The sequence below is a fragment of the Streptomyces sp. NPDC059166 genome (assembly GCF_042755185.1).
Classification (GTDB): domain Bacteria; phylum Actinomycetota; class Actinomycetes; order Streptomycetales; family Streptomycetaceae; genus Streptomyces.
In genome coordinates this window covers 18,901-42,240 of sequence record NZ_JBHZCI010000029.1, presented here as the reverse complement: position 1 = coordinate 42,240, position 23,340 = coordinate 18,901, and the positions used below count along the sequence as shown (strand labels likewise).

The 23,340-nt window shown below is 73.1% G+C and carries 19 protein-coding genes; 10 read left to right on the top strand and 9 right to left on the bottom strand.

What is annotated here, in order from left to right; translation table 11 throughout:
* Positions 1-154: 154 nt before the first annotated feature.
* Complete coding sequence (locus ACFXOA_RS21840) at positions 155-1,447, top strand: cytochrome P450 (protein ID WP_385030936.1); 1,293 nt, start codon at positions 155-157, stop codon at positions 1,445-1,447.
* A 110-nt stretch (positions 1,448-1,557) separates the two neighbouring features.
* On the top strand, positions 1,558-2,730 hold the full coding sequence (locus ACFXOA_RS21835) for a glycoside hydrolase family 26 protein (RefSeq protein WP_385030933.1): 1,173 nt from the start codon (positions 1,558-1,560) through the stop codon (positions 2,728-2,730).
* A 77-nt stretch (positions 2,731-2,807) separates the two neighbouring features.
* Here ACFXOA_RS21835 and ACFXOA_RS21830 read toward each other — a convergent pair whose 3' ends face one another.
* Positions 2,808-4,232 (bottom strand): hypothetical protein, encoded by a 1,425-nt coding sequence (locus tag ACFXOA_RS21830; protein WP_385030930.1) that lies wholly within the window; start codon positions 4,230-4,232, stop codon positions 2,808-2,810.
* 173 nt (positions 4,233-4,405) lie between these two features.
* On the opposite strand from ACFXOA_RS21830, the gene ACFXOA_RS21825 reads away from it, so the two are divergent.
* Positions 4,406-5,671, top strand: coding sequence for a molybdopterin-dependent oxidoreductase (locus tag ACFXOA_RS21825; protein ID WP_385030927.1), 1,266 nt, complete (start codon positions 4,406-4,408; stop codon positions 5,669-5,671).
* Between the two features lie 307 nt (positions 5,672-5,978).
* Here ACFXOA_RS21825 and ACFXOA_RS21820 read toward each other — a convergent pair whose 3' ends face one another.
* The 3 genes from ACFXOA_RS21820 to ACFXOA_RS21810 are packed head-to-tail and all read right to left on the bottom strand — an operon-like array spanning position 5,979 to position 8,148.
* On the bottom strand, positions 5,979-6,764 hold the full coding sequence (locus tag ACFXOA_RS21820) for a class I SAM-dependent methyltransferase (protein WP_385030924.1): 786 nt from the start codon (positions 6,762-6,764) through the stop codon (positions 5,979-5,981).
* On the bottom strand, positions 6,761-7,420 hold the full coding sequence (locus tag ACFXOA_RS21815) for a DUF2064 domain-containing protein (RefSeq protein ID WP_385030921.1): 660 nt from the start codon (positions 7,418-7,420) through the stop codon (positions 6,761-6,763). Before ACFXOA_RS21815 ends, ACFXOA_RS21820 begins: the two co-directional genes overlap by 4 nt.
* Entirely contained in the window at positions 7,417-8,148 is a 732-nt protein-coding gene (locus ACFXOA_RS21810) for a glycosyltransferase family 2 protein (protein WP_385030918.1), read from the bottom strand. Before ACFXOA_RS21810 ends, ACFXOA_RS21815 begins: the two co-directional genes overlap by 4 nt.
* Before the next feature lie 124 nt (positions 8,149-8,272).
* Here ACFXOA_RS21810 and ACFXOA_RS21805 point away from each other — a divergent pair, with 124 nt between their 5' ends.
* Positions 8,273-9,040 (top strand): response regulator transcription factor, encoded by a 768-nt coding sequence (locus tag ACFXOA_RS21805; RefSeq protein ID WP_385030915.1) that lies wholly within the window; start codon positions 8,273-8,275, stop codon positions 9,038-9,040.
* Between the two features lie 4 nt (positions 9,041-9,044).
* Positions 9,045-10,157, top strand: coding sequence for a sensor histidine kinase (locus ACFXOA_RS21800; RefSeq protein WP_385030912.1), 1,113 nt, complete (start codon positions 9,045-9,047; stop codon positions 10,155-10,157).
* Between the two features lie 9 nt (positions 10,158-10,166).
* On the opposite strand, the gene ACFXOA_RS21795 is transcribed toward ACFXOA_RS21800, so the two are convergent.
* A complete protein-coding gene (locus ACFXOA_RS21795) occupies positions 10,167-11,258 on the bottom strand; it encodes an NAD-dependent epimerase/dehydratase family protein (RefSeq protein ID WP_385030909.1) in 1,092 nt (363 codons plus the stop codon).
* A 215-nt stretch (positions 11,259-11,473) separates the two neighbouring features.
* Between ACFXOA_RS21795 and dhaK the strand changes: the two genes are divergently transcribed.
* The 3 genes from dhaK to ACFXOA_RS21780 are packed head-to-tail and all read left to right on the top strand — an operon-like array spanning position 11,474 to position 13,520.
* A complete protein-coding gene (dhaK, locus tag ACFXOA_RS21790; protein WP_385030905.1) occupies positions 11,474-12,466 on the top strand; it encodes a dihydroxyacetone kinase subunit DhaK in 993 nt (330 codons plus the stop codon).
* A gap of 35 nt (positions 12,467-12,501) precedes the next feature.
* Entirely contained in the window at positions 12,502-13,113 is a 612-nt protein-coding gene (gene dhaL / locus ACFXOA_RS21785; protein WP_385030902.1) for a dihydroxyacetone kinase subunit DhaL, read from the top strand.
* Positions 13,110-13,520 (top strand): PTS-dependent dihydroxyacetone kinase phosphotransferase subunit DhaM, encoded by a 411-nt coding sequence (locus tag ACFXOA_RS21780; protein WP_385030899.1) that lies wholly within the window; start codon positions 13,110-13,112, stop codon positions 13,518-13,520. Before dhaL ends, ACFXOA_RS21780 begins: the two co-directional genes overlap by 4 nt.
* An 80-nt stretch (positions 13,521-13,600) precedes the next feature.
* Here ACFXOA_RS21780 and ACFXOA_RS21775 read toward each other — a convergent pair whose 3' ends face one another.
* Complete coding sequence (locus ACFXOA_RS21775; protein ID WP_385030896.1) at positions 13,601-17,092, bottom strand: phosphodiester glycosidase family protein; 3,492 nt, start codon at positions 17,090-17,092, stop codon at positions 13,601-13,603.
* 253 nt (positions 17,093-17,345) lie between these two features.
* Between ACFXOA_RS21775 and ACFXOA_RS21770 the strand changes: the two genes are divergently transcribed.
* Positions 17,346-17,852, top strand: a complete 507-nt coding sequence (locus ACFXOA_RS21770) for an NUDIX domain-containing protein (protein WP_385030893.1) — start codon at positions 17,346-17,348, stop codon at positions 17,850-17,852.
* A gap of 230 nt (positions 17,853-18,082) precedes the next feature.
* On the opposite strand, the gene abc-f is transcribed toward ACFXOA_RS21770, so the two are convergent.
* From abc-f to ACFXOA_RS21755, 3 genes are all read right to left on the bottom strand, one after another.
* Entirely contained in the window at positions 18,083-19,720 is a 1,638-nt protein-coding gene (gene abc-f / locus ACFXOA_RS21765; RefSeq protein WP_385030890.1) for a ribosomal protection-like ABC-F family protein, read from the bottom strand.
* A 210-nt stretch (positions 19,721-19,930) separates the two neighbouring features.
* Positions 19,931-21,130, bottom strand: a complete 1,200-nt coding sequence (locus ACFXOA_RS21760; RefSeq protein WP_385030887.1) for a PP2C family protein-serine/threonine phosphatase — start codon at positions 21,128-21,130, stop codon at positions 19,931-19,933.
* A gap of 22 nt (positions 21,131-21,152) precedes the next feature.
* Positions 21,153-21,980 (bottom strand): GNAT family N-acetyltransferase, encoded by an 828-nt coding sequence (locus tag ACFXOA_RS21755; protein ID WP_385030884.1) that lies wholly within the window; start codon positions 21,978-21,980, stop codon positions 21,153-21,155.
* A 417-nt stretch (positions 21,981-22,397) separates the two neighbouring features.
* On the opposite strand from ACFXOA_RS21755, the gene ACFXOA_RS21750 reads away from it, so the two are divergent.
* The gene (locus tag ACFXOA_RS21750) at positions 22,398-23,270 is read left to right on the top strand and encodes an RNA polymerase sigma factor SigF (protein WP_385030881.1); all 873 of its coding nucleotides are present in this window, start codon (positions 22,398-22,400) and stop codon (positions 23,268-23,270) included.
* Positions 23,271-23,340: the final 70 nt, after the last annotated feature.

Sequence of the window (23,340 nt, the reverse complement as noted above, 5' to 3'; positions counted from 1 at the left end):
CTCTCGCTCGAGTGGGCAACGACGCTCGGCGCGATCGGTTCTCGTCGCTGGGCCATCGGGCGACCGTGGGAATTCTCCCGCTGCTCCGGCCGTGTCGGGCGCCGCGCGCCGTGAGCCGGGACAGCATGGCCGTCCGAGCACCCGGAGGTCGTACATGAACGCGCTGACGCATCGGACACCCGCGGACCGCGCGGCGGAGGACGGTCCCGCCGATCTGGCGGATCCCGAGTTCTGGCGGCTCCCACGGGATCGGCGGCTGGCCGCCTTCGCCCGGCTGAGGGAGGCCGGAGGACCGGTGCGGTTCACCCCGAGGTCGGGGGCGCGCACGCCCTTCCACGCGCTGGTGACGCACGCGGACGTGAAGGCCGCCAGCCGGCAGCCGCAGCTCTTCGCCAGCGCCCCCGGGGTGACGACCCCGGAACCTGCACCCTGGGCGAAGGCGCTGTTCGGCAACTCCATGGTCAACATGGACGGGGCGGAGCACGCCGGGCTGCGCAGGACCATCTCCCGGGCCTTCACGCCCCGCCTGCTGGCCGCGGCCGAGGAGAACATCGGGTCCGTGGCCCGTCGGCTGGTGGACGAGATGGCGCTGGAGGGGCCCGGGGATTTCATGCGTTCGGCGGGCGCCCGAATGCCGTTCGAGGTCATCTGTGACCTGATGGGCGTCCCCGGTCGCCACCGGTCGGACATCGCGGCCCGTATCGACGGGGCATCGGAGTACGTCGGGGTGCAGCGGCGGGGCCGGGCCCGGCTGCGGATCCCGGGACGGGGTCTGCGCTCGCTCGCGCGTATGCAGTGGGACATGGCGGGCATCGCCCGCGAGCGGCGCCGCGCCCCCGCGGACGACGTCATCTCGGCGCTCGTGCGCGCGGACGTGGGCGGGCGGTCCCTGTCCTCGCGTGAACTCGGCGCGTTCTTCTCGCTGCTGCTCGTCGCGGGCGTGGAGACCACCCGGAACGCGATCGCCCACGGGATGGTCCTGCTCAGCACGCATCCCGGCCAGCGGGCCCTGCTGGAGTCCGACTTCGACCGGTACGCCGACGGGGCGGTCGAGGAGATCGTGCGCCATTCGACCCCCATCATCCAGTTCCGGCGGACGGTGGCCGCGGAGTGCGCGCTCGGCGGCCGTTCCTTCCTGCCCGGGGACAAGGTCGTGCTCCTCTACGCGTCCGCCAACAGGGATGCCGCCGTATTCGATGATCCCGATTCCTTCGACATCACCCGGTCGCCCAATCCGCACCTCGGATACGGAGGCGGTGGACCACATCACTGTCTGGGCGCACACCTCGCCAAGCTGGAGATGAAATCCCTGTTCCGCGAGATGCTCACCCGGCTCGGGGGGATCCGGACCACGGCCGGACCCGGCCTTGTGGATTCGAATTTCGACAACCGCGTGGGTTCACTTCCGTTCACCTTCGAGAAATCCCACCCGAACGGCCCCATCTGAATCCCCGCGTGTCGCGAATGGCCTATCGCCGACGACCCCACAGCCCATTGTTGAATGTTTCTCCTTAAGGTCGAGAACGTCGGAGACCGGCCTCAAGCCAAGGAGGAGCCGTGCCCGTGAACCGCCGTCTCATCAATTTCGGTGTCGGCGCCAGCGCCTTCTGCCTCCTCGTCGGGGGCGCGGTCCTGACCGGTCCCGGCCCCGAGGACACACAGGCGGGGAAGAGCCCGGCCCCGGGGGCGCCGGACGAGGATCGTACGACCGCCGTCGGCGCCTATCTGGACTACGGCCCCAAGGGGGTGCAGCGGATGGCGGAGCTGTCCCGCTGGCTCGGCGGGACGGAGCTCCGGGTCGGGCACAGCTACCTTCCGGGCGACCTGTGGGAGAACATCGAGGGCCGTCCCGGCTTCCTCGCCTCCTGGGCGGCCTGGCGCAAGGCGGACGCGGACCGGATGTTCGTACTCAACACGCCGATGCTGGAGCGGAACGAGGCGCGGGTGCCGGACGGCGAGGTGCGCGCCCTTCTGCGGCGGGGCGCGGCGGGCGAATTCGACCAGCACTTCGAGAAGCTCGCCGAGCGTTTGGTCCTGCTGGGGGTGCCGGACACCGTGATCGTCCTCGGGTGGGAGATGAACGGGACGACGTACACCCACCGGTGCGGCCCGGATCCCGTCGCGTGGAAGGCGTACTGGAGACGCATCGTGACCGCGATGCGTTCGGTGCCCGGACAAGGGTTCCGCTTCGACTTCGCGCCGAGCAGGGGGCGCGACGCCGTGCCCTGGACCGAGTGCTATCCGGGCGACGACGTCGTGGACATCATCGGGATGGACTCCTACGACCAGCCCCCGGCCCTGACCTTCGAGGAGCAGGTGGACGAGCCCTACGGGCTGCAGAAGCAGGTGGACTTCGCCGCCGAGCGCGGCAAGCCGGTCTCGTATCCGGAATGGGGGCTGTTCCGCAACGGCGACAACCCCGCCTACATGCGGGGCATGCTGGAGTGGATGGAGCGCCACAAGCCGCTCTACCAGACCATCACCGACTACTGCCCGCACGGGGTGTGGCAGTGCTCCGAGAACCCCGAGTCGTCCCGGTTGTTCCGTGAGGCGCTGAGCGGGCTTCCGGACGCCCCGGGGACGGCTCCGGACCCGAGCGGGACGCCGACGCCGCCGGTGACGACGCCTCCCGCACCGGGCACCAACGATCCCGGATGGTGCATCACCGTGCCGCTGAGCGAGTGGTTCGGGCAGTGGCTGAACGACCGCGAGTTCTGCGTGCGCGACTGACCGGTCTCACGTACGGGGCGGTCCGAGTACCGGGCGGTGGCCTGTGCCCGGCGCGTGTGCGCCGGGCACAGGCCCATTCACCATCCGGTCCAGAGCAGGTGGTTGACGAGCAGGGCGACCGCGGCCTGCGCGGCCAGCCAGCCTCGCCTGCCGGGGTCAGGGAGCAGTGCCGCGGCGGGGATCAGCCAGACGACGAAGGGCTGCCAGATGCGTTCGGTCTCCGCCTTGCTCATCCCTGACAGGTCCGCCACCACGAGGGCCAGGACCGCGGTCAGGGTGAGCAGCGCCAGTCTCTGGACGGCGGTGGTGGTGCCGGAGGGGATCGCGCGCACGGCCTCGGGAGCGGCCCGCCCCGCCCGGCTCAGACCGGCGGCCGTGGCGAGGCCGGCGGCCAGTGTGGTGCAGGCGAAGTTCGCCCAGACCCAGTATCCGTAGGGGCGGACTCCCCCGGCGCCCTGGTAGTAGCGCTCGACCAGTTGGTGGTAGGCCTCCCACCAGTTGAATCCGGCGAGCGTGAAGGCGACGGGAGCCACCAGGGCGCCGAGGACGAAGGGGAGCACCGGGCGGGCGGTCCGGGTGAGCAGCAGGACGGCCGCGGGCAGGACGATGACGAGCGTCAGGCCGTAGCTGAGGTAGCAGGTGAACCCGAACAGGGTTCCGGAGCCGAGTGCCGCGGCCGACGGGAACCGGACGGTGCGGGTCGCGGCGAGTGCCGTCAGGGCGACGCACCACGCGGCGACAGCCGCGAAGTAGCCGTCCGCCGACGTGCCGGTCCAGACCGCGAAGGGCGCGAGCACGAGGAACGGGGCGGCCCGGCGGGCCAGGTGTTCGCCCGTCAGCGCACGCAGCGCGACCATGACCGCCATCGCGGCGGACCCTCCCACCACGATGCACCAGAGGCCCGCCCAGGCGCCGCCGCCGAGTCCGATCCGGTCCAGCCCCACGAACGTGAGGGTGGCCCCCGGCGGGTGCCCGGCGACGTGTGCGGGCCAGTTGCCGGGCGGGCCGATCACGATGTGGTCGGTGAATCCCCGCAGGGCGGCCCCGACGTCGTCGAAGCGGTCGATCACCCGCAGGTACTCGTGTTTGGTGGTCAGTCTGCGGGCGACTCCCCGGTACCAGCCCTCGATCAGCGCGAGCGAGAGGATCCAGGCCACGGAGGCGGCCCAGCACCCGAGGAGCAGCCTCCGCCAGGCCAGCCGCTCGGCGATCCGTGGGCCGTAGGCGATGACCGTCACCGCCACGGCGATCGAGGCGGGAGTGCCGGGACCGAGGTGCGGGTCCCAGGAGGCCAGGAGCGGCGGCCAGTGGACCTGCAGGCTGCCGTCGCCCTTCTGGATGACCCATCCGACGCCCGCGGCCGTGGCCACGAGCGCCGCTCCGGCGGCCGCGGCCGTCAGATCCCGCCGGCGGCCGGTCCTGGCCGCGGTCTCCTCTTCGGTGTCCTGCTCCCGCCCGGGGCCGGACGGCAGGATGTGGTCGCTGCGCTGGTGGGTCGTCACGCAGGCACGTTACGCACCGGAGGGGCGCTGCGGGCGGTGCGACGCCGCCGCGTCACACAACCGTCAGATCCGGTGACGACGGCGCCGGAGGTCCTCGGCCCGCGGACCGACGTCAGACTTTCGTCAGGAGTCACGGGCCGCGTCCGGCGTGGTGCCGGGCATAGCGTCATCGCATGGGCGAGACACACGGCGACACCACGGCACGGCGCGCTTCGCCGCCGCTGCCCACCAGCCCCGCGTTCTGGCGCAGTCCGGTGCGGGGGGTGAGGTTCACCGCCGTGCTCGGCGTCGTGCTCCTGGTCGGGCTCACCGTGCTGTTCGTGACGGGGCTGCTGTCGTACGCGGCCTACAACCCCGGCCTGGCGGCCGTGAACGACAGGACACCGGACAAGGGCTGGCTGGGCTTCTACCTCTTCGACTGGCCGACGGGGCCGCGCTGGCTGTACCGCCTGGACCAGGGGGTCCACGTGACCCTCGGGACCGTGCTCGTGCCCGTGCTGCTGGCGAAGCTCTGGTCGGTCGTCCCCCGGCTGTTCACGCTGCCGCCCGCACGGTCCGCCGGACACGCGCTGGAGCGCCTCTCCTTGCTGCTGCTGGTGGGCGGCGCCCTGTTCGAGTTCCTCACCGGGCTGCTGAACATCCAGCTGGAGTACCTGTTCCCCGGCTCGTTCTATCCGCTGCACTTCTACGGGGCGTGGGTCTTCTTCGCGGCGTTCACCGCGCACACGGTTCTGAAGCTCCCCCGCGCCCTGCGTGTGCTGCGGCACGGGATCCCCTCCGGTGACGCGGACGAGCTGGCCGCGCCCGACCCGGCCGAGCCGACCGTCTCCCGGCGTGGCGCCCTGGCCATGGTGGGGGCGGGTTCGGCGCTCCTCCTGGTGACCTCGGCCGGACGCGGCTTCGACCCGCTGCGGCGCACCGCGCTGCTGGCCCCGCACGGCGGGGCGGAACCGGGGCCGGGGCCCGACGGCTTCCAGATCAACAAGACCGCCGCCAAGGCGGGCATCCGCCCGTCCCAGACGGGAGAGAGCTGGCGGCTGGTCCTCACGGGCCCCGCCGGGGAGGTCCGGCTGTCCCGGGCGGAACTGATGGCGATGCGGCAGCACGGGGCAGCGCTGCCCATCGCGTGCGTCGAGGGCTGGTCGACGTCCGACCAGTGGTGGAGCGGGGTGCGCCTGCGCGATCTCGCGGTGCTCGCGGGCTGTTCCGGCGCCGCACCGGGGGTTCTGGTGGAGTCCCTCCAGCGCGGCGGGTCGTTCCGGATGGTCGCGCTACGGGAGAACCAGGTGCGCGACGGCCGGTCGTTGCTCGCGCTGGGGGTCAACGGCGCGGAGCTGTCCTCGGACCACGGCTACCCGGCCCGCGTGATCGTTCCCGCCGCGCCTGGCGTGATGAACACCAAATGGGTGAGCCGTCTGACGTTCGGGGGGTTGTCATGAGCCGTCTCCGCCGCTGGTACGGGGAGGGCCCGCTGCATCTGGTGCTCATGGCCTCGTCGTTCGCCCTGGCCGGGTGGGCGGGGGTGCGGCTGCTGGCCGGTGACACCTTCCGGGTCCTCATCTGGTTCGCGGGCGCGGCGCTGGTCCACGATCTGATGCTGCTGCCGTTGTACTCGGCCGCGGACCGCGCGCTGCGGGTACCCCGCGCGCGACGGTCCGGCCGGGTCGGATTCGTACGCGTGCCGCTGTTCCTGTCGGGTCTGCTCCTGCTCGTCTGGTTCCCGCTGGTGGCCGGTCCCTCCGAGCGCTACGAGCCCGCGAGCGGGATGTCACCGGACAGGTTCCTGGGGAACTGGCTGCTGATCACGGCCGCGCTGTTCGCGCTGTCGGCGCTCTGGCTCGTCCTGCGCACCGTGCGGGAGCACCGCAGGGCCAGGAAGGTACGGCCGTCGGCCTCCCACTGCTCGACGGGCCTCCAGCCGTCCGACCGGGCGTAGTCCAGCAGGGCGGACGCGCCGACCCGGGCCCAGGGGAAGTGGGGGGCGGACGACTGCCCGCCTCCCCTTCCGTCGTCGAGCCGTACGTGTACCCGCTCGTCGACGTCGTGCGGAGCCGCCTCGGTGATGAGCAGTCCCCCGGGTGCCAGCAGGGCCGCGACGCGGCGGAGCAGAGCGCAGGGATCGCCGCCGATGCCGATGTTGCCGTCGATGAGCAGTGCGGTGTCCCACCGGCCTTCGCCCGGCAGTGGCTCGAAGACGCTGCGTCGCAGCGCGGAGCCTCCGAGTGCCTGGGTGTGTCCGATGGCCGCCTCGCTCACGTCGATGCCCAGGGCCCGGTGCCCGCGCGAGGCCAGCGCCGCGACGAGCCGGCCCGGGCCGCAGCCGATGTCGATGACCGTGCCCTCGCTGCGGCGGAGGGCGGACTCGTCGGCGGCGTCGGCGTCCTGGCACCAGCGTTCGACGTCCAGGGGCAGCAGCCAGCCGTCCGGGCGCCGGAGGAAGAGCGGGCCGTGTCCCCTGCTCAGTGCGCGGGCGTACGGGTCGGTCCCCCAGGCGGTGTGGCCCGCGTCGGCAGCGGGTGTCACCGTGCTCATCGGACCACCGGCCGGCCGAGTCGGGAGAGGGTGGCGGCGAACAGCCCGTCGGGGGCTTCGGCGGCGACCCGTGCGGCGTCCTCGGCGTCGTCCACGTCGCGGAGTTCGGCGAGATCCCGCACCGTCAGGCCCGCGTCCGCGAGCCTGGCCCGCTGGAGCCCGCCGGTGTACGGGAGGGACATCGGCACCCCCCGTACGAGGCCCGGGTCGGGCCTCGCCAGGCCGAGGGCCCAGAACCCGCCGTCCTCGGCAGGGCCGAACCAGGCGTCGCAACCGTCCCATCCGTCCGGGGCGAACGGGAGCGCCAGATGGGCGGCGGTGACCTGCGGGGTGTCCATGCCGATGAGGAGGGCCGGTCCGGCGCACGCGCCGAACGCCGCAGCGATGCGCTCGTCGAGCGTGCCCGTGCTCTGCGGCATCACCTCGAAGCCCTGGGGCAGCCAGGGGCCCGGGCTGCCGTCCAGCACCAGGACGTGCCGCAGCGCGGGCAGGGTGAGGGCGGCGCTGAGTGTGTCCTCCAGCGAGGCGGCGGCGAGTTCCGCCGCCTCCTGCGGGCTGAAGGGCGGGGTCAGACGGGTCTTGACCCGGCCCGGAACCGGCTCCTTGGCGATGACCAGCAGGGTCGTGTGGCGGGCGGAGGGTGTGCTCTCGGTCATCGGGCTGCCTCCGCCGTGACGGCCCGTGGGGCGGGCCGGGCGGGTTCCCGCAGCACCGCGCGCATGTCCCGCACCGCGTTCCAGGTGCCCCGCCAGGTTCCGGTGACCTTGGACCGGCCGGTCCGGGGGAGGTAGGGCACGTCCGTCTCGGTGACCCGCAGTCCCGCGTCGGAGGCGCGCACCACCATCTGGAGGGGGTAGCCGCTGCGCCGGTCCGTCAGGTCGAGTCGCAGCAGGGCCTCACGGCGTGCGGCTCGCATGGGCCCGAGGTCGTGGAGACGCAGACCGGTGCGTGCGCGGAGCATGCGGGAGAGCGCGATGTTTCCCGCGCGCGCGTGGGCGGGCCAGGCGCCGCGGCCGGCGGGCCGCCGTCTGCCCAGGATCAGGTCGCTCTCCCCAGCCGCGATCCCGCGGACGAAGCCGGGCAGGAGCGCGGGATCGAGGGAACCGTCGCAGTCGCAGAAGCAGACGTACTCCGCCTCCGCCGCCATGAGCCCGGCGTGGCAGGCGGCGCCGAAGCCCCGGCGCGGTTCGTGCACGACGGTGGCGCCGAGGGAGCGGGCGATGTCCGCGGAGCCGTCGGTGGAGCCGTTGTCGACCACGACGGCACGCCAGCCCGCCGGAATTCGGGCCAGCACCTGGGGCAGCGCGGCGGCCTCGTCGAGGCAGGGCAGGACGATGTCGGCTCGGACGGAGTCGGCGGGGTCAGCCGGAGAAGTGTCGGTCACGTAGATCACCCTACGGAGCGGAAAGCGACATTTCGGTCTTCGGGTTCTTACGAAACGTGGACGTCGACCGTGTGGCGGCCGGGTGCCGTCCGCCCGGCCGGACGGCGGTGCCACAGTAGTCGGCATGCAGAACATCTCCTCCGTCCCCGGTCCCCGTGTCGTGGCGTCCCCCGGTCCCGGGAGCGGCGCGCCCCGGGGCCGCGTACTCGTCGTGGACGACGATCCGACCGTCGCGGAGGTCGCGACCGGCTATCTGGAACGCGCGGGCTACGAAGTCGCCCGGGCGGGGGACGGTCCTTCGGCCCTGGCGCGGTTCACGGAGCGCCGGCCGGATCTCGTGGTGCTCGATCTGATGCTTCCCGGCATGGACGGTTTCGAGGTGTGCCGCCGGATGCGCGCGCACGGCCCGGTGCCCGTCATCATGCTCACCGCGCGCGGTGACGAGGACGACCGGATCCTCGGCCTGGAGACGGGGGCGGACGACTACGTGACCAAGCCCTTCAGCCCTCGCGAACTCGTGCTGCGCGTCGACTCGGTGCTGCGACGGGCCCGGCGGGCCGAGGACGGCTCCGCCGCGGTGCTCGGGGGCGCCGGACTCGTGCTGGAGCCCTCTGCCCGCCGCGCGTCCCGCGACGGCCTGGACCTCGCGCTCACGCTCCGCGAGTTCGACCTGCTGGCCTTCTTCCTCGCCCATCCGGGGCGGGCGTTCACCCGGGAGGAGCTGATGAAGGAGGTGTGGGGCTGGGACTTCGGTGACCTCTCGACGGTGACCGTGCACGTGCGCCGGCTGCGCGGGAAGGTCGAGGCGGACCCGGCGAGCCCGGGTCTGATCCGCACGGTGTGGGGCGTGGGCTACCGCCTGGACCTTCCGGCCGCCGGAACGGCGGGCTGAGCAGATGACCGACATGCTGCTGATCGCGCTCTTCGCCTTCCTGGGGGCGGCCGCCGCCGGGCTGCTGGGCGCGCTGGTCCTGTGGATGCTGCGCCACCGTTCCCTCGCGGTCTCGCTCGCGGTCGTCGCGGCGGTGGCCGTCACGGCGATGCTGGCCGGAACCCTGACCGTCGCCTGGGCGATGTTCCTGTCCGCGCACGACCTGTCGGTGGTGACGACGGTGGTCGCCATGGCGGCGGTGGTGTCCCTGGCTACGGCGGTGCTGCTCGGGCGCTGGGTCGCCGCGAGGAGCCGGGACCTGACGCTCGCGGCTCGCTCCTTCGGTGACGGCGGTACGTTCGACGCTCCCGCCGAACAGGCCACCGCGGAACTCGCCACCCTCACGCGGGAGCTGGCGGCGACCAGCGCGAAACTCGAGAACTCCCGTGAGCGCGAGCGGGCGCTGGAGCGGTCGCGCCGCGAGCTGGTCGCCTGGATCTCGCACGACCTCCGGACCCCGCTCACCGGGCTGCGGGCCATGTCGGAGGCGCTGGAGGACGGCATGGCAGCGGACTCGGGCCGCTACCTGCGCCAGATGCGCAAGGAGGTCGAGCGGATGAACGACATGGTCGGCGACCTCTTCGAACTCTCGCGGATCCACGCGGGTTCGCTCACCCTCACCCCCACCCGGGTCTCGGCGCACGACCTGGTCGGCGACGCGCTCGCCGGAGCCCATCCGCTGGCCCGGGAACACGGGGTACGCCTCGTCGGCGACCTGGTCGAGGAGGTTCCGGTGGAGGTCGACAGCAAGGAGATGAGCCGTGTGATGGGCAATCTCCTGATCAACGCGATCCGCCGCACACCCGCCGACGGGACGGTCGCCGTGGCCGCGCGGCGGTCGCCCGACGGGGTGGTGCTCTCGGTGACCGACGGCTGCGGCGGCATCCCCGACGAGGACCTCGACCGCGTCTTCGACACGGGCTGGAGGGGGAACCACGCCCGCACCCCTCCGGGAGGCGCGGGCCTCGGGCTCGCCATCGTCCGCGGGATCGTGGAGGCGCATTCCGGCCGGGCGGGGGTGCACAACGTGTCGGGCGGATGCTGCTTCGAGGTCACCCTGCCGGCGGTCGCCGGCTGACGGCCGGCGTCAGGAACCGCGGGACACCCTCCGGGCGCCGCGCAGGGGCGCGGTGGCGAACTCCCGCATTCCCGCCGCGAAGTCGGTCTCCGGCTTCCAGCCCAGCTCCTCACGGAGTCTGCGCGAGTCGGCGGTCACGTGCCGGACGTCGCCCAGCCGGTACTCGCCCGTGACCACCGGGTCCGGGCCACCGTGTGCGGAGGCCAGGGCCCAGGCCATCTCGCCGATGGTGTGGGGGGTTCCGCTGCCCGTGTTGTACGCGTCGAAGCTGCCCGGCCGCCGGTCGCCCAGGGCCGAGAGGGCCACCGCGTTGGCCGCGGCCACGTCGCGTACGTGGACGAAGTCGCGCCGCTGCCTGCCGTCCTCGAACACCCTGGGGGCTTCGCCGCGGGCCAGGGCCGAGCGGAAGAACGAGGCGACGCCAGCGTAGGGGGTGTCGCGTGGCATTCCCGGGCCGTACACGTTGTGGTAGCGGAGCGAGACGGCCCGGCCCCCGGTGGCGCGCGCCCAGGCGGCGGCGAGGTGCTCCTGGGCCAGCTTCGTCACCGCGTAGACGTTGCGCGGATCTCCGGGCGCCTCCTCGGTGACCAGTCCGGGGGCCAGCTCCGCGCCGCAGGAGGGACAGAGCGGCTCGAACCGGCCGGCGTCCAGATCCGCGACGGTCCGGGGCCCCGGACTCACGCGTCCGTGGCGGTCGCAGTCGTAGCGTCCTTCTCCGTAGACCACCATCGAGCCGGCGAGTACGAGGTCCCTGACGCCCGCCGCCGCCATCTCCGCGAGGAGGACGGTGGTGCCGAGGTCGTTGCAACCGACGTACTCCGGCGCGTCGGCGAAGTCCTTGCCGAGACCGACCATCGCCGCCTGGTGACACACCGCGTCGACGCCTGACAGGGCCCGGGCGACCGCTTCCCGGTCCCGCACGTCGGCGACGGTCACCGGGACGCCCGGGGGCAGCTCGCCGGCGGTGCCCCCCTCCTCGCCCCCGCCGTGCGCGGACGGCAGCAGTGCGTCGAGGACGACCGGTTCGTGACCGCCCGAGGCGAGAGTCCGGACGATGTTCGACCCGATGAAACCGGCTCCGCCGGTGACCAGTACACGCATGGCAGCCACGCTAGGGCGCCCGCGGCCCGGGACGGCCGCACGGCACGCCCACGTCACCGGACCGTAAGGACGGCCGTCGGTCACCACCGGATGGCGGCTGCGACGCGTCGCTTCCCGATCATCCGGGTCTCTTCGATACTGGGAGACGTACGCATCTTCACTCCGACGGCCGGACGGCACGAGCGTCCGGCCGGCACCGCACTCAGGAGGACCCGTTGCGCATGCTCATCAACGTGCCGGAGACCGTGGTCGAGGACGGCCTGCGTGGAATGGCCGCGGCCCACCCGGAACTGGTCGTGGACGTGGAGAACCGCCTCGTCGTACGGCGGGACGCGCCCGTCGCGGGGAAGGTGGGGCTCGTCTCCGGTGGAGGGTCCGGCCACGAGCCGTTGCACGCCGGGTTCGTAGGGCCCGGGATGCTGTCCGCCGCCTGTCCCGGCGAGGTCTTCACCTCACCGGTGCCGGACCAGATGGTGCGGGCCGCCGCCGCTGTCGACAGCGGCGCGGGGGTGCTCTTCGTGGTCAAGAACTACACCGGTGACGTGCTCAACTTCGACATGGCCGCCGAGCTCGCCGAGGACGAGGGCGTGCGGGTCGCCCGGGTCCTGGTGGACGACGACGTGGCGGTCGCCGACAGCACCTTCACCGCCGGACGCCGCGGCACCGGGGCGACGCTGTTCGTCGAGAAGATCGCCGGAGCGCTCGCCGACGAGGGAGCCCCCCTGGAACGCGTGGAGTCCATGGCACGGCGGGTCAACGAGGCGTGCCGAAGTTTCGGGGTGGCGCTGAGCTCCGTGACCACACCCGCCAAGGGAACCCCGACGTTCGACCTGCCCCCGGGCGAACTGGAGCTGGGCATCGGGATCCACGGGGAACCGGGCCGCGAGCGACGCCCCATGATGACGTCCGGGGAGATCGCCGACTTCGCGGTCCACGCGGTGCTGGAGGATCTCACCCCGAGCGGGCCCGTGCTCGTGCTGGTCAACGGGATGGGGGCGACCCCCCTCCTCGAACTGTACGGGTTCAACGCCGAGGTGCAGCGCGTGCTGTCGGAACGGGGGGTGGCGGTCGCCCGCACCCTCGTGGGCAACTACGTGACCTCGCTCGACATGGCAGGCTGTTCGGTGACGGTCTGCCAGGTGGACGAGGAGATGGTGCGGCTCTGGGACGCACCGGTGCAGACGCCCGCCCTCCGCTGGGGCCGTTGAACGGACTGTCCACCGTGTGAGGAAATGGAGATCCTGTGCTCGACACCGACTTCTTCCGTCAGTGGATGACCGCCACCGCGGCTGCCATGGACCGGGAGGCGGACCGTCTGACGGAGCTCGACGCCGCCATCGGGGACGCGGACCACGGAACCAACATGCGGCGCGGCTTCGCCGCCGTGGGCGACGTGCTCGGCAAGGAGGCGCCCGCCGCCCCGGGGGACGTACTGACGCTGACCGGCCGTTGTCTGATCTCGACCGTGGGCGGAGCCTCCGGTCCGCTGTACGGGACCCTCCTGCGGCGCACCGGCAAAGCCCTCGGTGAGGCGCGGGAGGTGAGCCGGGAACAGCTGGCCGAGGCGCTCGGCGCCGGAGTGGCAGCCGTGGCGCAGCTCGGCGGGGCGAAGGCGGGGGACAAGACGATGCTCGACGCACTGCTGCCGGCCGTCGAAGGGCTGGGGTCCTCGTTCGGCCGGGCCCGGGACGCGGCCCTGGAAGGCGCCCTGGCCACCGTTGGGTTGCGGGCGCTGAAGGGGCGGGCGAGTTATCTGGGCGAGCGCAGCGTCGGGCACCAGGACCCGGGGGCCGCCTCGGCGGCGCTGCTGGTCGGAGCGCTCGCGGAGGCGGCGGGCTCGGGTGACGGCGCGTGAGCGGGGACGAGCAGGTCGGGATCGTGCTGGTCTCGCACAGCGGGCCGGTGGCGCAGGCCGTCGCGGAGCTGGCCCGAGGACTCGCCGCGGGTGGGGCCACCGCACCGGTGGCCGCTGCGGGCGGGACGTCCGCGGGTGGTCTGGGCACCAGTACGGAGCTGATCTCCCGGGCGGCGAGAGCGGTGGACCGGGGGGCGGGCGTCGCTCTGCTCGTCGATCTGGGCAGCGCGGTACTCACGGTGAAGTCGATGCTCGCGGACGGCGACGAACTTCCCGAGGGCGCGCGGCTGGTGGACGCCCCATTCGTGGAGGGAGCGGTGGCCGCGCTGGTGACCGCCTCGGCGGGAGGCGATCTGGCGGCGGTCGAGGCGGCCGCGGCGGAGGCCTACGCCTACCGGAAGGCGTGAACGCCGGCCCCGTGTCCGACGGGGTGGGGGCGCCGCACGGCTCCCAGGGCCTGCGGGAAGCCGTGCGGCGCCTGCGCGGGTCAGGCGGCCGGTGCGACCGCCGTGGCGGCGATCCGGACCACCACCCGGCGGGTGACACCGTTGACGGTCGCCGCGAGCGTGACGGTCCCGGGCCGAAGCGCCCTGAACGTACCCGTGGACGGGTCCAGTGACGCGATGTGGCGTCCCCGGGCGTCGCCGGCCTCCCCGATGCGGACGTTCGGGGAGCCCGTCCAGTCCACGCTGAGCGGGAAGCGGGCCGGTACGGACCGCGCGCCCTGGGTCACCTGGGCGGTCACCGTCGCGCGCTCACCGGCGACCAGGGCGGCGGGGGCGTCGAGGGTCAGCTCGTCGACGTGCGCACGGGTCTGCACGGAGACCCAGTCGGGTCCGCCCTTCCACGGCTGTCTGCGTGCGGCCTCCCACTCGACGGGGGAGACGCGGTCCGCCCCGATCAGGGACCAGCCCGTGAACCCTCCCTCGTCGGCCGGCCCGGACGGCGCCTTCCCCGAGTTGCCGTTGACGAGGTAGGGGACCCCGTCGACGTGCGACGCGTGGAAGACGCCGACATGGCTGCCGATCATCGCCGCGCCCTTGCCCGTCGTACGGCGGAAGCCGGCGAGCCACTGCTCGACGAGGGCGGCCTCCTTGCGGTCGCTCAGCTGACTCCCCTTCTGCACGGTGGGATCACGGGGCGGCACGTGCTCGACGACCATCACGGAACCCACCGACCGGTCCTCCGCGGCCGCGTCGAGCTGGGCACGCAACTCCTTGATCTGCGCGAATCCACCGCCGCGCAGGCTGAGGGCGGAGGTGTCGAGGGTGATGAACCTGGTGCCCTCGTGGTCGAACGTCCGCCGGGCCGGGCCGAACTCGGCGGTGAAGTTCTCGATCTTCCCACCCATCACCTCGTGGTTGCCCGGTACGTAGTACCAGGGCAGGGATTCGCCGAGTTCCTCCTGGAGCACCCGGCGGGCGAAGGCGAGGTCGGCCGGGGAGCCCTCGTCGACGAGGTCGCCGTTGACGACGAGGAAGTCGGGCCGTGCGGCCTTGATCTCGCGCAAGGTGCGGCGTGCCTGCCGGACGATGGCACCGTCCGGGTCGCGCGCGACGAACTGGGCGTCGGACATCACCGCGAACCGCCAGTCCCTGCGCTCGGTGACCGCCGCCGGATCGATCAGCGGGTCGGCGGGTTCCGCCTGTTCGGGCACCTCGACGGTGGGCGGTACCTGAGCGGTGAGGTCGTCGATCACGATCTCACCGCTGTACTGCTCGGCCGCCGCTGTCTCGGCGAGGTAGAAGCGGTACACGGACAGCGGCATCGCGACGCCCGGGGGAACGGTGAAGGTGACCTCCCGCCAGCCCGTCCAGGTGACGTACGGGCCCCGCAGCAGCTGGTCGGAGCCGGCGGCGTCCTTGAGGTGCAGGGTCGGCCACGCCCCGTTGCCGTCGCCCTTGATCCAGAGGGTGTACGCCTGCGGCTGCCCCTCGACGGCCACGGGCTGCGGCGGCGAGGCGTAGGCGGCGCGTGTCGCGGTGGACCGGGTGAAGTCGTAGGAGAGCCGCAGTCCCGTGCCGGTGTGTCCCTCGGGTGTGGCGCCGAGGGAGCCGTCGGCGCGGGCCTGGCTGAACTTCCAGGAATCCGCGTCGTCGAAGTCCGAGACCGCCTGCCTGGTGAGGCCGACGCTCACGGCGAGGGTGGTACTGACGCCTCCGACGCCGGCCGTGACCCGGCCGGATCCCGAGCCGGTGCGGGAGCGGACGGTGAAGTTGCCCTCACCGTCGTCGGCGATGTCGAACAGCGAGTGGTCGTAGTCCAGATCGATGTCGTCCGGCTCGACGGGCGCGCTCGCCCCGTGGGCGTCCAGGCCGACGAGCCCGAACGTACCGGTCGCGTCCGCGTCCGCGAGACCCACGCGCGTGGTGGTCGCCCGGACGCGGGCGAGCCGGTCGAGGACGGTGATCCTCGTGCCGCCTCCGGCCCCGTCCCGCTCCGCGCGGACTTCGGTGGTGCCGCTGCGGCGCGCGGTGAAGGTGCCCCGGCCGTCCACCGTGCCGATCGCGGGGCTGACGGTACGCCAGCGGGGCGTGCCCTCCGCGGGTCCGTACGTCTCGTCGTACCCGGCGGCGGTGAGACGCCGCGTCAGCCCGGGGAACACGCGCTCGGGGTGGCCTCCCGCGACCGGGTCGTCGCCGGGAGCCTCCGCCGGCGGAGTGCGGGTCTCGACCCAGAACCCTCTCAGCCGTCCGCTGCCGTCCGGGGCCGTGAGGGCGAGACCGTTGGGAACGGTGCGCTCGCTGCCGTCCGACGGGCTGTTCTCGACCTGGAGGGCGTCGCTGCCGGGCTCACGGGCCACCAGGGTGGAGGACCCGCCGCCGTCCAGGTTCAGGGCGCTGTACGAGCCTGCCTCGCGCATCATCTCGCCCAGCTCGGTGAGGGTGACGCCGCCGCTGTCGGTCTGCCGGCCGTCGACGGTGAGCACCTGCATGGTGCGGCCGTCCCGGGAGAATCCGACGGCGGTGCGGGGCGCGGCGGTGTTGTTCCCCTCGCCGTCGTGGTTCTGCGCGGCCCCGTCGACGACGAGGAGTTCCCGCCCGCCCACGGCGGTGCGCGGCACGGCTCCGCCGTCGGTGCGCGCACGGTACGTGATGCCCACCGGGTCTCCGGGCCGGAGTCCGGCCAGCAGTGCGGCACCGTCCTCGCGGCCGACGAGCACCACGGTGCCCTGCGGCACGGGTCCTTTCCCCGGGGTGTCCGACACCGAGACGGCCCTGCCGTCGCGTACGGACACCTCTGTGACGGGCTTCGCCCGGTCGACGGTGAGGGCGCGGTCGGCGCTGCCCCAGGCGGAGGTGTAGGCGCCCACACCCTGGGCCGGGACGTCCGCCGCGTTGTACGCGGCGAGCGGGTGGGCGCCGTCGGGGAGCGTCAGCGTGCCTTCGAAGTACAGCTGGAGGACACGGCCCGCGTTCTCCGGGCCGATGGCCACGGCCCGGTTGACGCCGGGAGCGGGCGAGTGGTCGGTCTCACCGTCGCGGATGCCGGGCCCCAGGGGTGCGCCCGTCTCGTTGATGTCGAAGAAGTCCGCGTTGATCGCGGCGACGGTGCGCCGTCCGCGGCCGGCGTCGTGCGCCGCGGCGAGCTCGGAGACCGTCCGGCGGTCGGAGACCCCGCCCGCGGAGAGGTAGTCGGCGCGCACTCCCGAGCCGTCCAGATCGACGGAGAGACTGTCGACACGCAGCCACTTGTCCGATTCCAGCCGGTCGTAGGAGCTGAGGCTGACGCCGGGAGCGAGCGGCCGGGACGCACGGGCGGTCTCGATGCCGTCGCCGTCGACCACGGATCTCGTACCGCCTGGCGCCGCGCTCGCCGCGGGCGGGGCGACGGGTCTGAGGATCTCGGCAGCGGTGTGCGGGCGGGGGTCCGGAGCCGTGTCGGCGACCGCCGGGGCGACCGCCCCGGCCAGCGTCGCCGACACGGTCGCGAGCAGCACGAGTGGCCGCAGCGCGCTGCGGAGGGTGCCAGGGCCCACAAGTCCTCCTGGTGCGGGTTCGGTTGTCCGTGGAATGCGCTGTCGGCGGACAGCATGACGGCGCTCACCGGGACGCACCAGAGGGCGACAGGTACATCAGGAGGAACAGCGTGCGGCGCCCGGGTGACTCGTGCCCTCGGGAGCGGGGGCGGTCACGCACCGGGGTGCGGGCGTGCCGCGGGCCCGGGTGTCGGACGCGCGCGTGGCGGCTGCCCGCTGGCCTCCCGTCGGCTCGGACCACACACTTGACGACATGTCGACAGTGCGGCGCAGTGCCGGGGTCCTGTTGTTCCGGGTCGTCCGGGGGGACGACGGCCGGCCCGACGTGGAGGTGCTGATCGGCCACATGGGCGGACCGTTCTGGGCGCGGCGGGAGGCCGCGGCCTGGTCGGTCCCCAAGGGCGAGATCGAGCCCGACGAGGATCCCGCCACCGCCGCGCGCCGGGAGTTCGCCGAGGAGCTGGGCCTGCCGCTCCCGGACGGTGAATGGGTGCCGCTGGGTGAGGCACGCCAGTCGGGTGGCAAGACCGTGACCGTCTGGGCCGTGGAGGCGGACCTCGACCCGGCCGCCGCGGTGCCCGGCACCTTCACCATGGAATGGCCCAGGGGGTCCGGTGTGATGCGCGCCTTCCCGGAGATGGACAGGTTCGCCTGGTGCACACCGGAGGAGGCGCTGTCCAGGCTGGTGACCGGACAGCGGGTCTTCGTGGAGCGGTTGCGGGAGCGCGTCCGGGAGGGCGACGCCTCCGCCGGACGCTGAGGGCTGCCCCGTACCGCCTGGTGGGGTCGGCGGGCGGGACGCGGGGACGTCCGCCCGCGGATGTCCGCGGACGGCCGCCCCGGCAGCGCGGCGGCAGTGGGGGGCTTCCCCGTGCGAGCGCGGCCCGGGGTCTCGATCGCGCGGCGGTTCCTCGCAGCCCCGGTGCGTTCCCGTGCGAGCGCGGCCCGGAGCGCGGAGGCACCCGGCGTCGCCGTCGTGCCGGCGCGGCGTCAGGAGCCCCCTGCGGGCCGCCCTTCGTGCAGCGCCAGGCGGTCGCCGGAGAAGCGCCGGCGGAAGCTCCGGTCGTGGGAGACCACGACGACGGCCCCGGCGTACCGCTCCAGCGCCGCCTCGACCTCCTCCACCAGGCCGAGCGCGATGTGGTTGGTCGGCTCGTCGAGGATCATCAGATCGGCGGGGCGGCTCACGAGTCGCGCGAGGGCCAGCCTGCGCTGTTGTCCGACGGAGAGTGCGGCCACCGGCACCGTCAGGTCCTCGCGGCGGAACAGCCCGAGGGCGACCAGTTCGTCGGCGTACTCGTCGGGGGGCCCGGGCCTGCCCGCGGCGAACGTGGCGAGCAGGGAGCGCCTGGTGATCCTGGCGGGGAGTTCCTGCGGCAGGTAGCCGGTCCTCCCCCGCCGCCGAACCGTGCCGGAGTCCGGCGCGAGGTCACCGGCCAGGACGCGCAGGAGAGTGGTCTTGCCCGCCCCGTTGGGGCCGCTGACCAGGAGTCGCTGCCCCGGGTGGACGCGGAGGGCCGGCACGGCGAGACGGTTGCCCACCACTACGGAGTCCAGCTCGGCGAGCGGGCCGGAGCCGTCGCCCGACGGCCCCAGGGCCAGTTCGGCCGTGAGGCTCAGCGGCCGGGGCGGCGCCGGCACGGGCGAGCGGCGCAGGGCTTCCATCCGGGTCCTGGCGGCGGTGACACGTCCCGAGAGCTTGGCCTCGTGCGACCGGCGGTGCTTGCCGAAGCCCTGCCCGGGGTCCTTCCCCGTGGCCGCGAGGCGCCGGCCCGCGGCGTTCACCAGCTCCTCCGTACGTTCGAGCTCCTCGAGCCATTCCTGGTGCTCCCGTTCCCTCCGGCGACGCCCGGCCGCCCGGGCCGCGCGGTATCCCTCCCAGCCGTCGCCGTGCCGGGTGACGTCCCGCAGATCACGGTCCACCTCGAGGATCACGGTGCTGATCCGCTCCAGGAACGCCCTGTCGTGGGTCACCGCGAGCACGGTGCCCCGGTGGGCGCGGAGGTGGTCCTCCAGCCAGTGGACGGCGTCGGCGTCGAGGTGATTGGTCGGTTCGTCCAGGAGCAGGAGTTCCGGTGCGGCGGCCAGCACGCAGGCCAGCGCGAGGCGCGACTGCTCGCCGCCCGAGAGAGTGCCGATCCGGCGGTCCCGTGGGAGTCCGCCGAGCCCGAGGCCGTGCAGTGCGGCTCCCGCCCTGGCGTCCGCGCCGTATCCGCCGCGTTCCTCGTACGCGGTGAGCAGGTCCCCGTAGGCGTCGAGCTGCGCGGCGGTGGGATCTCCGAGGGAGAGGGCCTCCTCCGCTTCTCGGATCCGCCGTTCGAGGGAGCGGAGTCCGGCGAGGGCCGCATCGACCGCGTCCTGTACACGGGCCCCGGCGTCGAGCCCGATGGTCTGGGCGAGGTAGCCGGTTCCGCCCGGGAAACCGACGTCGATCCGGCCGCTGTCCGGGGACTCCACTCCGGCCAGCAGCCTGAGCAGGGTCGACTTCCCGGAGCCGTTCTCGCCGATGATCCCGGCCTTCTCTCCGGGACGGACCGTGAACGAGACCTGGTCGAGGACGGAACGTTCGCCGTAGGCCTTGGACACGGCGCGCACGGCCAGTTGCCTGTGGTGGTGGTGAAGAGACATAGGTGCTTTCCCTGGGGTGACAGGGCTCCGGCGGTGCACGCCTCGACGTCCTGGACGGAGGAGCACCGCGGAGCCGGGTGCCGGACGGCGGAGGGGAGGCGGCACGCGGCGTGAAGTCACGCGCGGCGCGTCCCGGCCGGCTGTCAGAGAAAGAAGTAGAACGAGCCCATCATGCGGGTCATTGTAGTGACGGGGAGCGCGGGGCCGAACTCATTTCCGGGAGCTGCCCGTACGGCCGCCCCCGCCGGGCGCAGCCCTGTCGTGACCGGACGTGGGCCTGTTCAGGACGAGCACGGCCACGTCGTCCCTCCTGACGCCGCCGGAGAACTGCTGCAGATCGGCCTGGAGCTCGTGCAGCACCTCGCCCGGTTCGCACCCCGCCCACCGCTTCAGCCGTTCGTCCAGGGGATAGAAGGCACCGGCGGGATCGCGGGCCTCGGTCACCCCGTCCGTGTAGACCATCAGGGCGCCGCCGGGGGGAAGGCCGATCCATTCGGCGGTGCGCGGCTCGTCGCTGAGTTCCGCCATGCCCAGCGGTACGGAGGTCCTGTGCAGCGTGACCGCGGACGCGGCCCCGTCATGCAGCAGCATCGGTGGGAGGTGGCCGCAGTTGACGCATCTCACCCGTTCACCGTCGTCGAAGCCGAGCAGCAGCGCGGTCACGAAGCGGTCCACCTCGCCCGTCTCCGCGGAGAAGACGTTGTGCCGGACGACCGCGTCCTCGACGGCGCCGGCCACCGCGGTGAGGTCGGCCTCCCTCACCGCCGCCTCCCTGAACGCTCCGAGCGCGGCGAAACCGACGCCGATCGCGGGAAGCCCTTTGCCCTGCACGTCGCCGATGATCACCCGCGTCCCGTGGGGCGACTGCACGACCTCGTAGATGTCACCTCCGACGAAACGGTCCTCCTCGATCGGCTCGTAGAGGCCGTACGCGCTGACCTGCCGGGTGAGCACGGGAAGCGGGCGCAGGATCTGGCGCTGCAGGGCGACGGCCGCCGAGCGCAGCCTCGCCACCTCCGTGGCATGCCGGATGCGCGCCGCGCAGGCTGCCACGCCCAGGCCGCAGGCGAGTGCCGTGAACCCGATGAGGAGGACGACGTCCCAGAAGGAACCGGCCGAGGCCAGTTGGGACGCCACGACGGCGAGGACGACCCATACGGCCACCCAGGTGGTCTGGCGGACCGTGCAGAAGACGGAGGCCAGAGCGGGGAGCACGATCATCAGCGGGACGAGCGGGAGCCCGTCACCGGTGAAGACGTCGAGCACCACCACCCCGGCGGTCAGCAGAAGGAGCGAGAGGGCCAGCGCCAGGCTTCCGATACGGGGTTCACCCGCAGCGGCCTCACTTGTGTCCGGTCCGGGGGGCGACGCGCGGCGACCCGACGACGGACGCCGGAGTCCCATGACCACAGCGTGCCTCCCGCTCGTCCGGTCACTGACGCCCCACGTGTTCCAAACTACCCGCCATCCGCCCCCGGGGCCCGGCATCGGCGCCCCCGGGGACCACGGCCGAGAGGAACGCGGTCCTGCGGCGCAGGGCGAAGCCGAGGGACTCGTAGAGACGGACCGCCGGGGTGTTCGACGCGGCGGCGTGCAGGAACGGTGTCTCGCCCCGCTCCCTGATCACCTGGGCCACGGCCCTGACCAGCCGCGTGGCGAGCCCTTGGCCCTGCACGGACATGTCCGTGCAGACGCCGCTGATCTCGCTCCAGCCCGGCGGGTGCAGCCGCTCCCCGGCCATCGCGACCAGCACGCCGGAGCGGCGGATCCCGAGGTACGTACCCAGTTCCACGGTGCCCGGGAGGAAGGGGCCCGGTCGGGTGCGTCCGACCAGGTCGAGCATCTCCGGCACGTCCCCCGGTCCGAGGCGCAGCGCCTCCGGGTCCGGTGCCGCGTCCACGGACTCATCCACCATCTGGACGCCCTCCGCGTGGAAGACGATCTCCCAGTCGGCCGGCGGGGGTTCCCGGAAGGCGGTGACGGTGACGGTTCCTCCCGGACCGGCGAGGGCGGCCGCCTCGGCCCAGTCCCGGGCATCCGGTTCGTCGGGGAGCGCGAGCCAGGGGGTGACGTCGGGACGGTAGCGGAGGACACGTCCGCGTCGCTCGGCGAAACGGGCGTGCGGGCCGGTGAGCGCGGAGCGGACGGGATTGTCGAGCGGGTGGGGTGCGCCGGGCACCTCGCCCGCGCCGGCAGCGCCCTGCTCTTCCGGGGCGCGCCTCGGCGGATCCGTGGGCTGCTGAGGGGCGGCCTCGGGCATGGGACTTCTCACTCCGTTCGGTCGGTGGCGGTGGCGGTGGCGGTGGCGGTGGCGTCCGGGCAACGGTGGGCGGCGGTCGGTGTATTCCCGGCCTGCCCGCGGCCCGGGCGCCCCGGCCGCGGGGGCGATGCGCGCCGGACGCCGGGATCCCCCGCACGACTCGACGCGATAAGCCTCCGACGCGCCCTTGGCTGTGGCACCCTGAATATGACCGCCCCACCGGGCTCCCCCGTACCGGTGGGGCGGTTCTGTGCGCCCGGCGCACGGCACGCGCACCGCGTACGAACCCGGCGGTAACGGCTCTTCCCAGCCATTACCTTCCCAGTTGTGGCCCAAATCAGCTCCTCCACACATGAGTTGGGTGTCATCGGGCAGGCGGACACACCTCAAGGCACGCAACCTGAGGAGCGTGACGGGATGACCGCGCACCCTGCACCGACCGCCGGAGCGGTACGAGCGGACGCCCCGGACGGTCTCCCCCGGATCGAGGACGCCGGGCAGATCGCTCCGAAGGACGCCCGGCGGTTGTCGAAACTCTTCTTCGACCGCCTCCGGGTGCTGGAGGAGGGCACCCCTGAGCACCAGTACGCCCGCAACACCCTGATAGAGATGAATCTGTCGCTGGTGCGCTTCGCCGCCGGGCGGTTCAGGAACCGGGGCAGCGGCGACATGGAGGACATCGTCCAGGTCGGCACCATCGGGCTGATCAAGGCGATCGACCGCTTCGACCTCTCCCGCGAGGTCGAGTTCACCTCCTTCGCCGTGCCGTACATCGTCGGGGAGATCAAGCGCTTCTTCCGGGACACCACCTGGTCCGTCCATGTACCGCGCAGACTGCAGGAGCTGCGGGTGGACCTCGCGAAGGCAAAGGAGAGGCTCGCGACCGATCTCGACCGGGACCCCACGGTGGGCGAGCTCGCCCGTGAGCTCGGTATGGACGAGGCGGAGATCGCCGAAGGCATCGTGGCGGCGAACGGCTACACGGCCGGATCGCTGGACATGCCGGCCGCCGGGCCGGAAACCGTGGGACGGGCGGCGGGCACGCGCACGTACGCGGACGTGCTGGGTGAGCCCGACCCGGCGATGGAGGCGGTGGAGAACCTGTCCGCACTCGCCCCGCTCCTCGGTGACCTCGACAGCCGGGAGCGTCGCATCATCGACATGCGTTTCGGCCAGGAGATGACGCAGGCTCAGATCGGCGAGGAACTCGGCATCTCCCAGATGCACGTGTCCCGGCTGCTCAGCCGCATCCTCGGCAAGCTGCGGAGCGGGATGCTCGCCCAGGACTGAGTCACGGCGGCCGTGTGCCGGGCCCCACGTCGTGGGGCCCGGCACACGGGTGTTGCGGCGGCATTGCGGG

Excerpts from the sequence above, each read along its gene's own strand:
- ACFXOA_RS21805 (WP_385030915.1), top strand. The coding sequence starts at position 8,273 with ATGCAGAACATCTCCTCCGTCCCCGGTCCCCGTGTCGTGGCGTCCCCC.
- ACFXOA_RS21820 (WP_385030924.1), bottom strand. The coding sequence starts at position 6,764 with ATGAGCACGGTGACACCCGCTGCCGACGCGGGCCACACCGCCTGGGGG.
- ACFXOA_RS21840 (WP_385030936.1), top strand. The coding sequence starts at position 155 with ATGAACGCGCTGACGCATCGGACACCCGCGGACCGCGCGGCGGAGGAC.
- ACFXOA_RS21770 (WP_385030893.1), top strand. The coding sequence starts at position 17,346 with ATGTCGACAGTGCGGCGCAGTGCCGGGGTCCTGTTGTTCCGGGTCGTC.
- ACFXOA_RS21750 (WP_385030881.1), top strand. The coding sequence starts at position 22,398 with ATGACCGCGCACCCTGCACCGACCGCCGGAGCGGTACGAGCGGACGCC.
- ACFXOA_RS21795 (WP_385030909.1), bottom strand. The coding sequence starts at position 11,258 with ATGCGTGTACTGGTCACCGGCGGAGCCGGTTTCATCGGGTCGAACATC.
- ACFXOA_RS21755 (WP_385030884.1), bottom strand. The coding sequence starts at position 21,980 with ATGCCCGAGGCCGCCCCTCAGCAGCCCACGGATCCGCCGAGGCGCGCC.
- ACFXOA_RS21825 (WP_385030927.1), top strand. The coding sequence starts at position 4,406 with ATGGGCGAGACACACGGCGACACCACGGCACGGCGCGCTTCGCCGCCG.
- ACFXOA_RS21800 (WP_385030912.1), top strand. The coding sequence starts at position 9,045 with ATGACCGACATGCTGCTGATCGCGCTCTTCGCCTTCCTGGGGGCGGCC.
- abc-f (WP_385030890.1), bottom strand. The coding sequence starts at position 19,720 with ATGTCTCTTCACCACCACCACAGGCAACTGGCCGTGCGCGCCGTGTCC.
- ACFXOA_RS21815 (WP_385030921.1), bottom strand. The coding sequence starts at position 7,420 with ATGACCGAGAGCACACCCTCCGCCCGCCACACGACCCTGCTGGTCATC.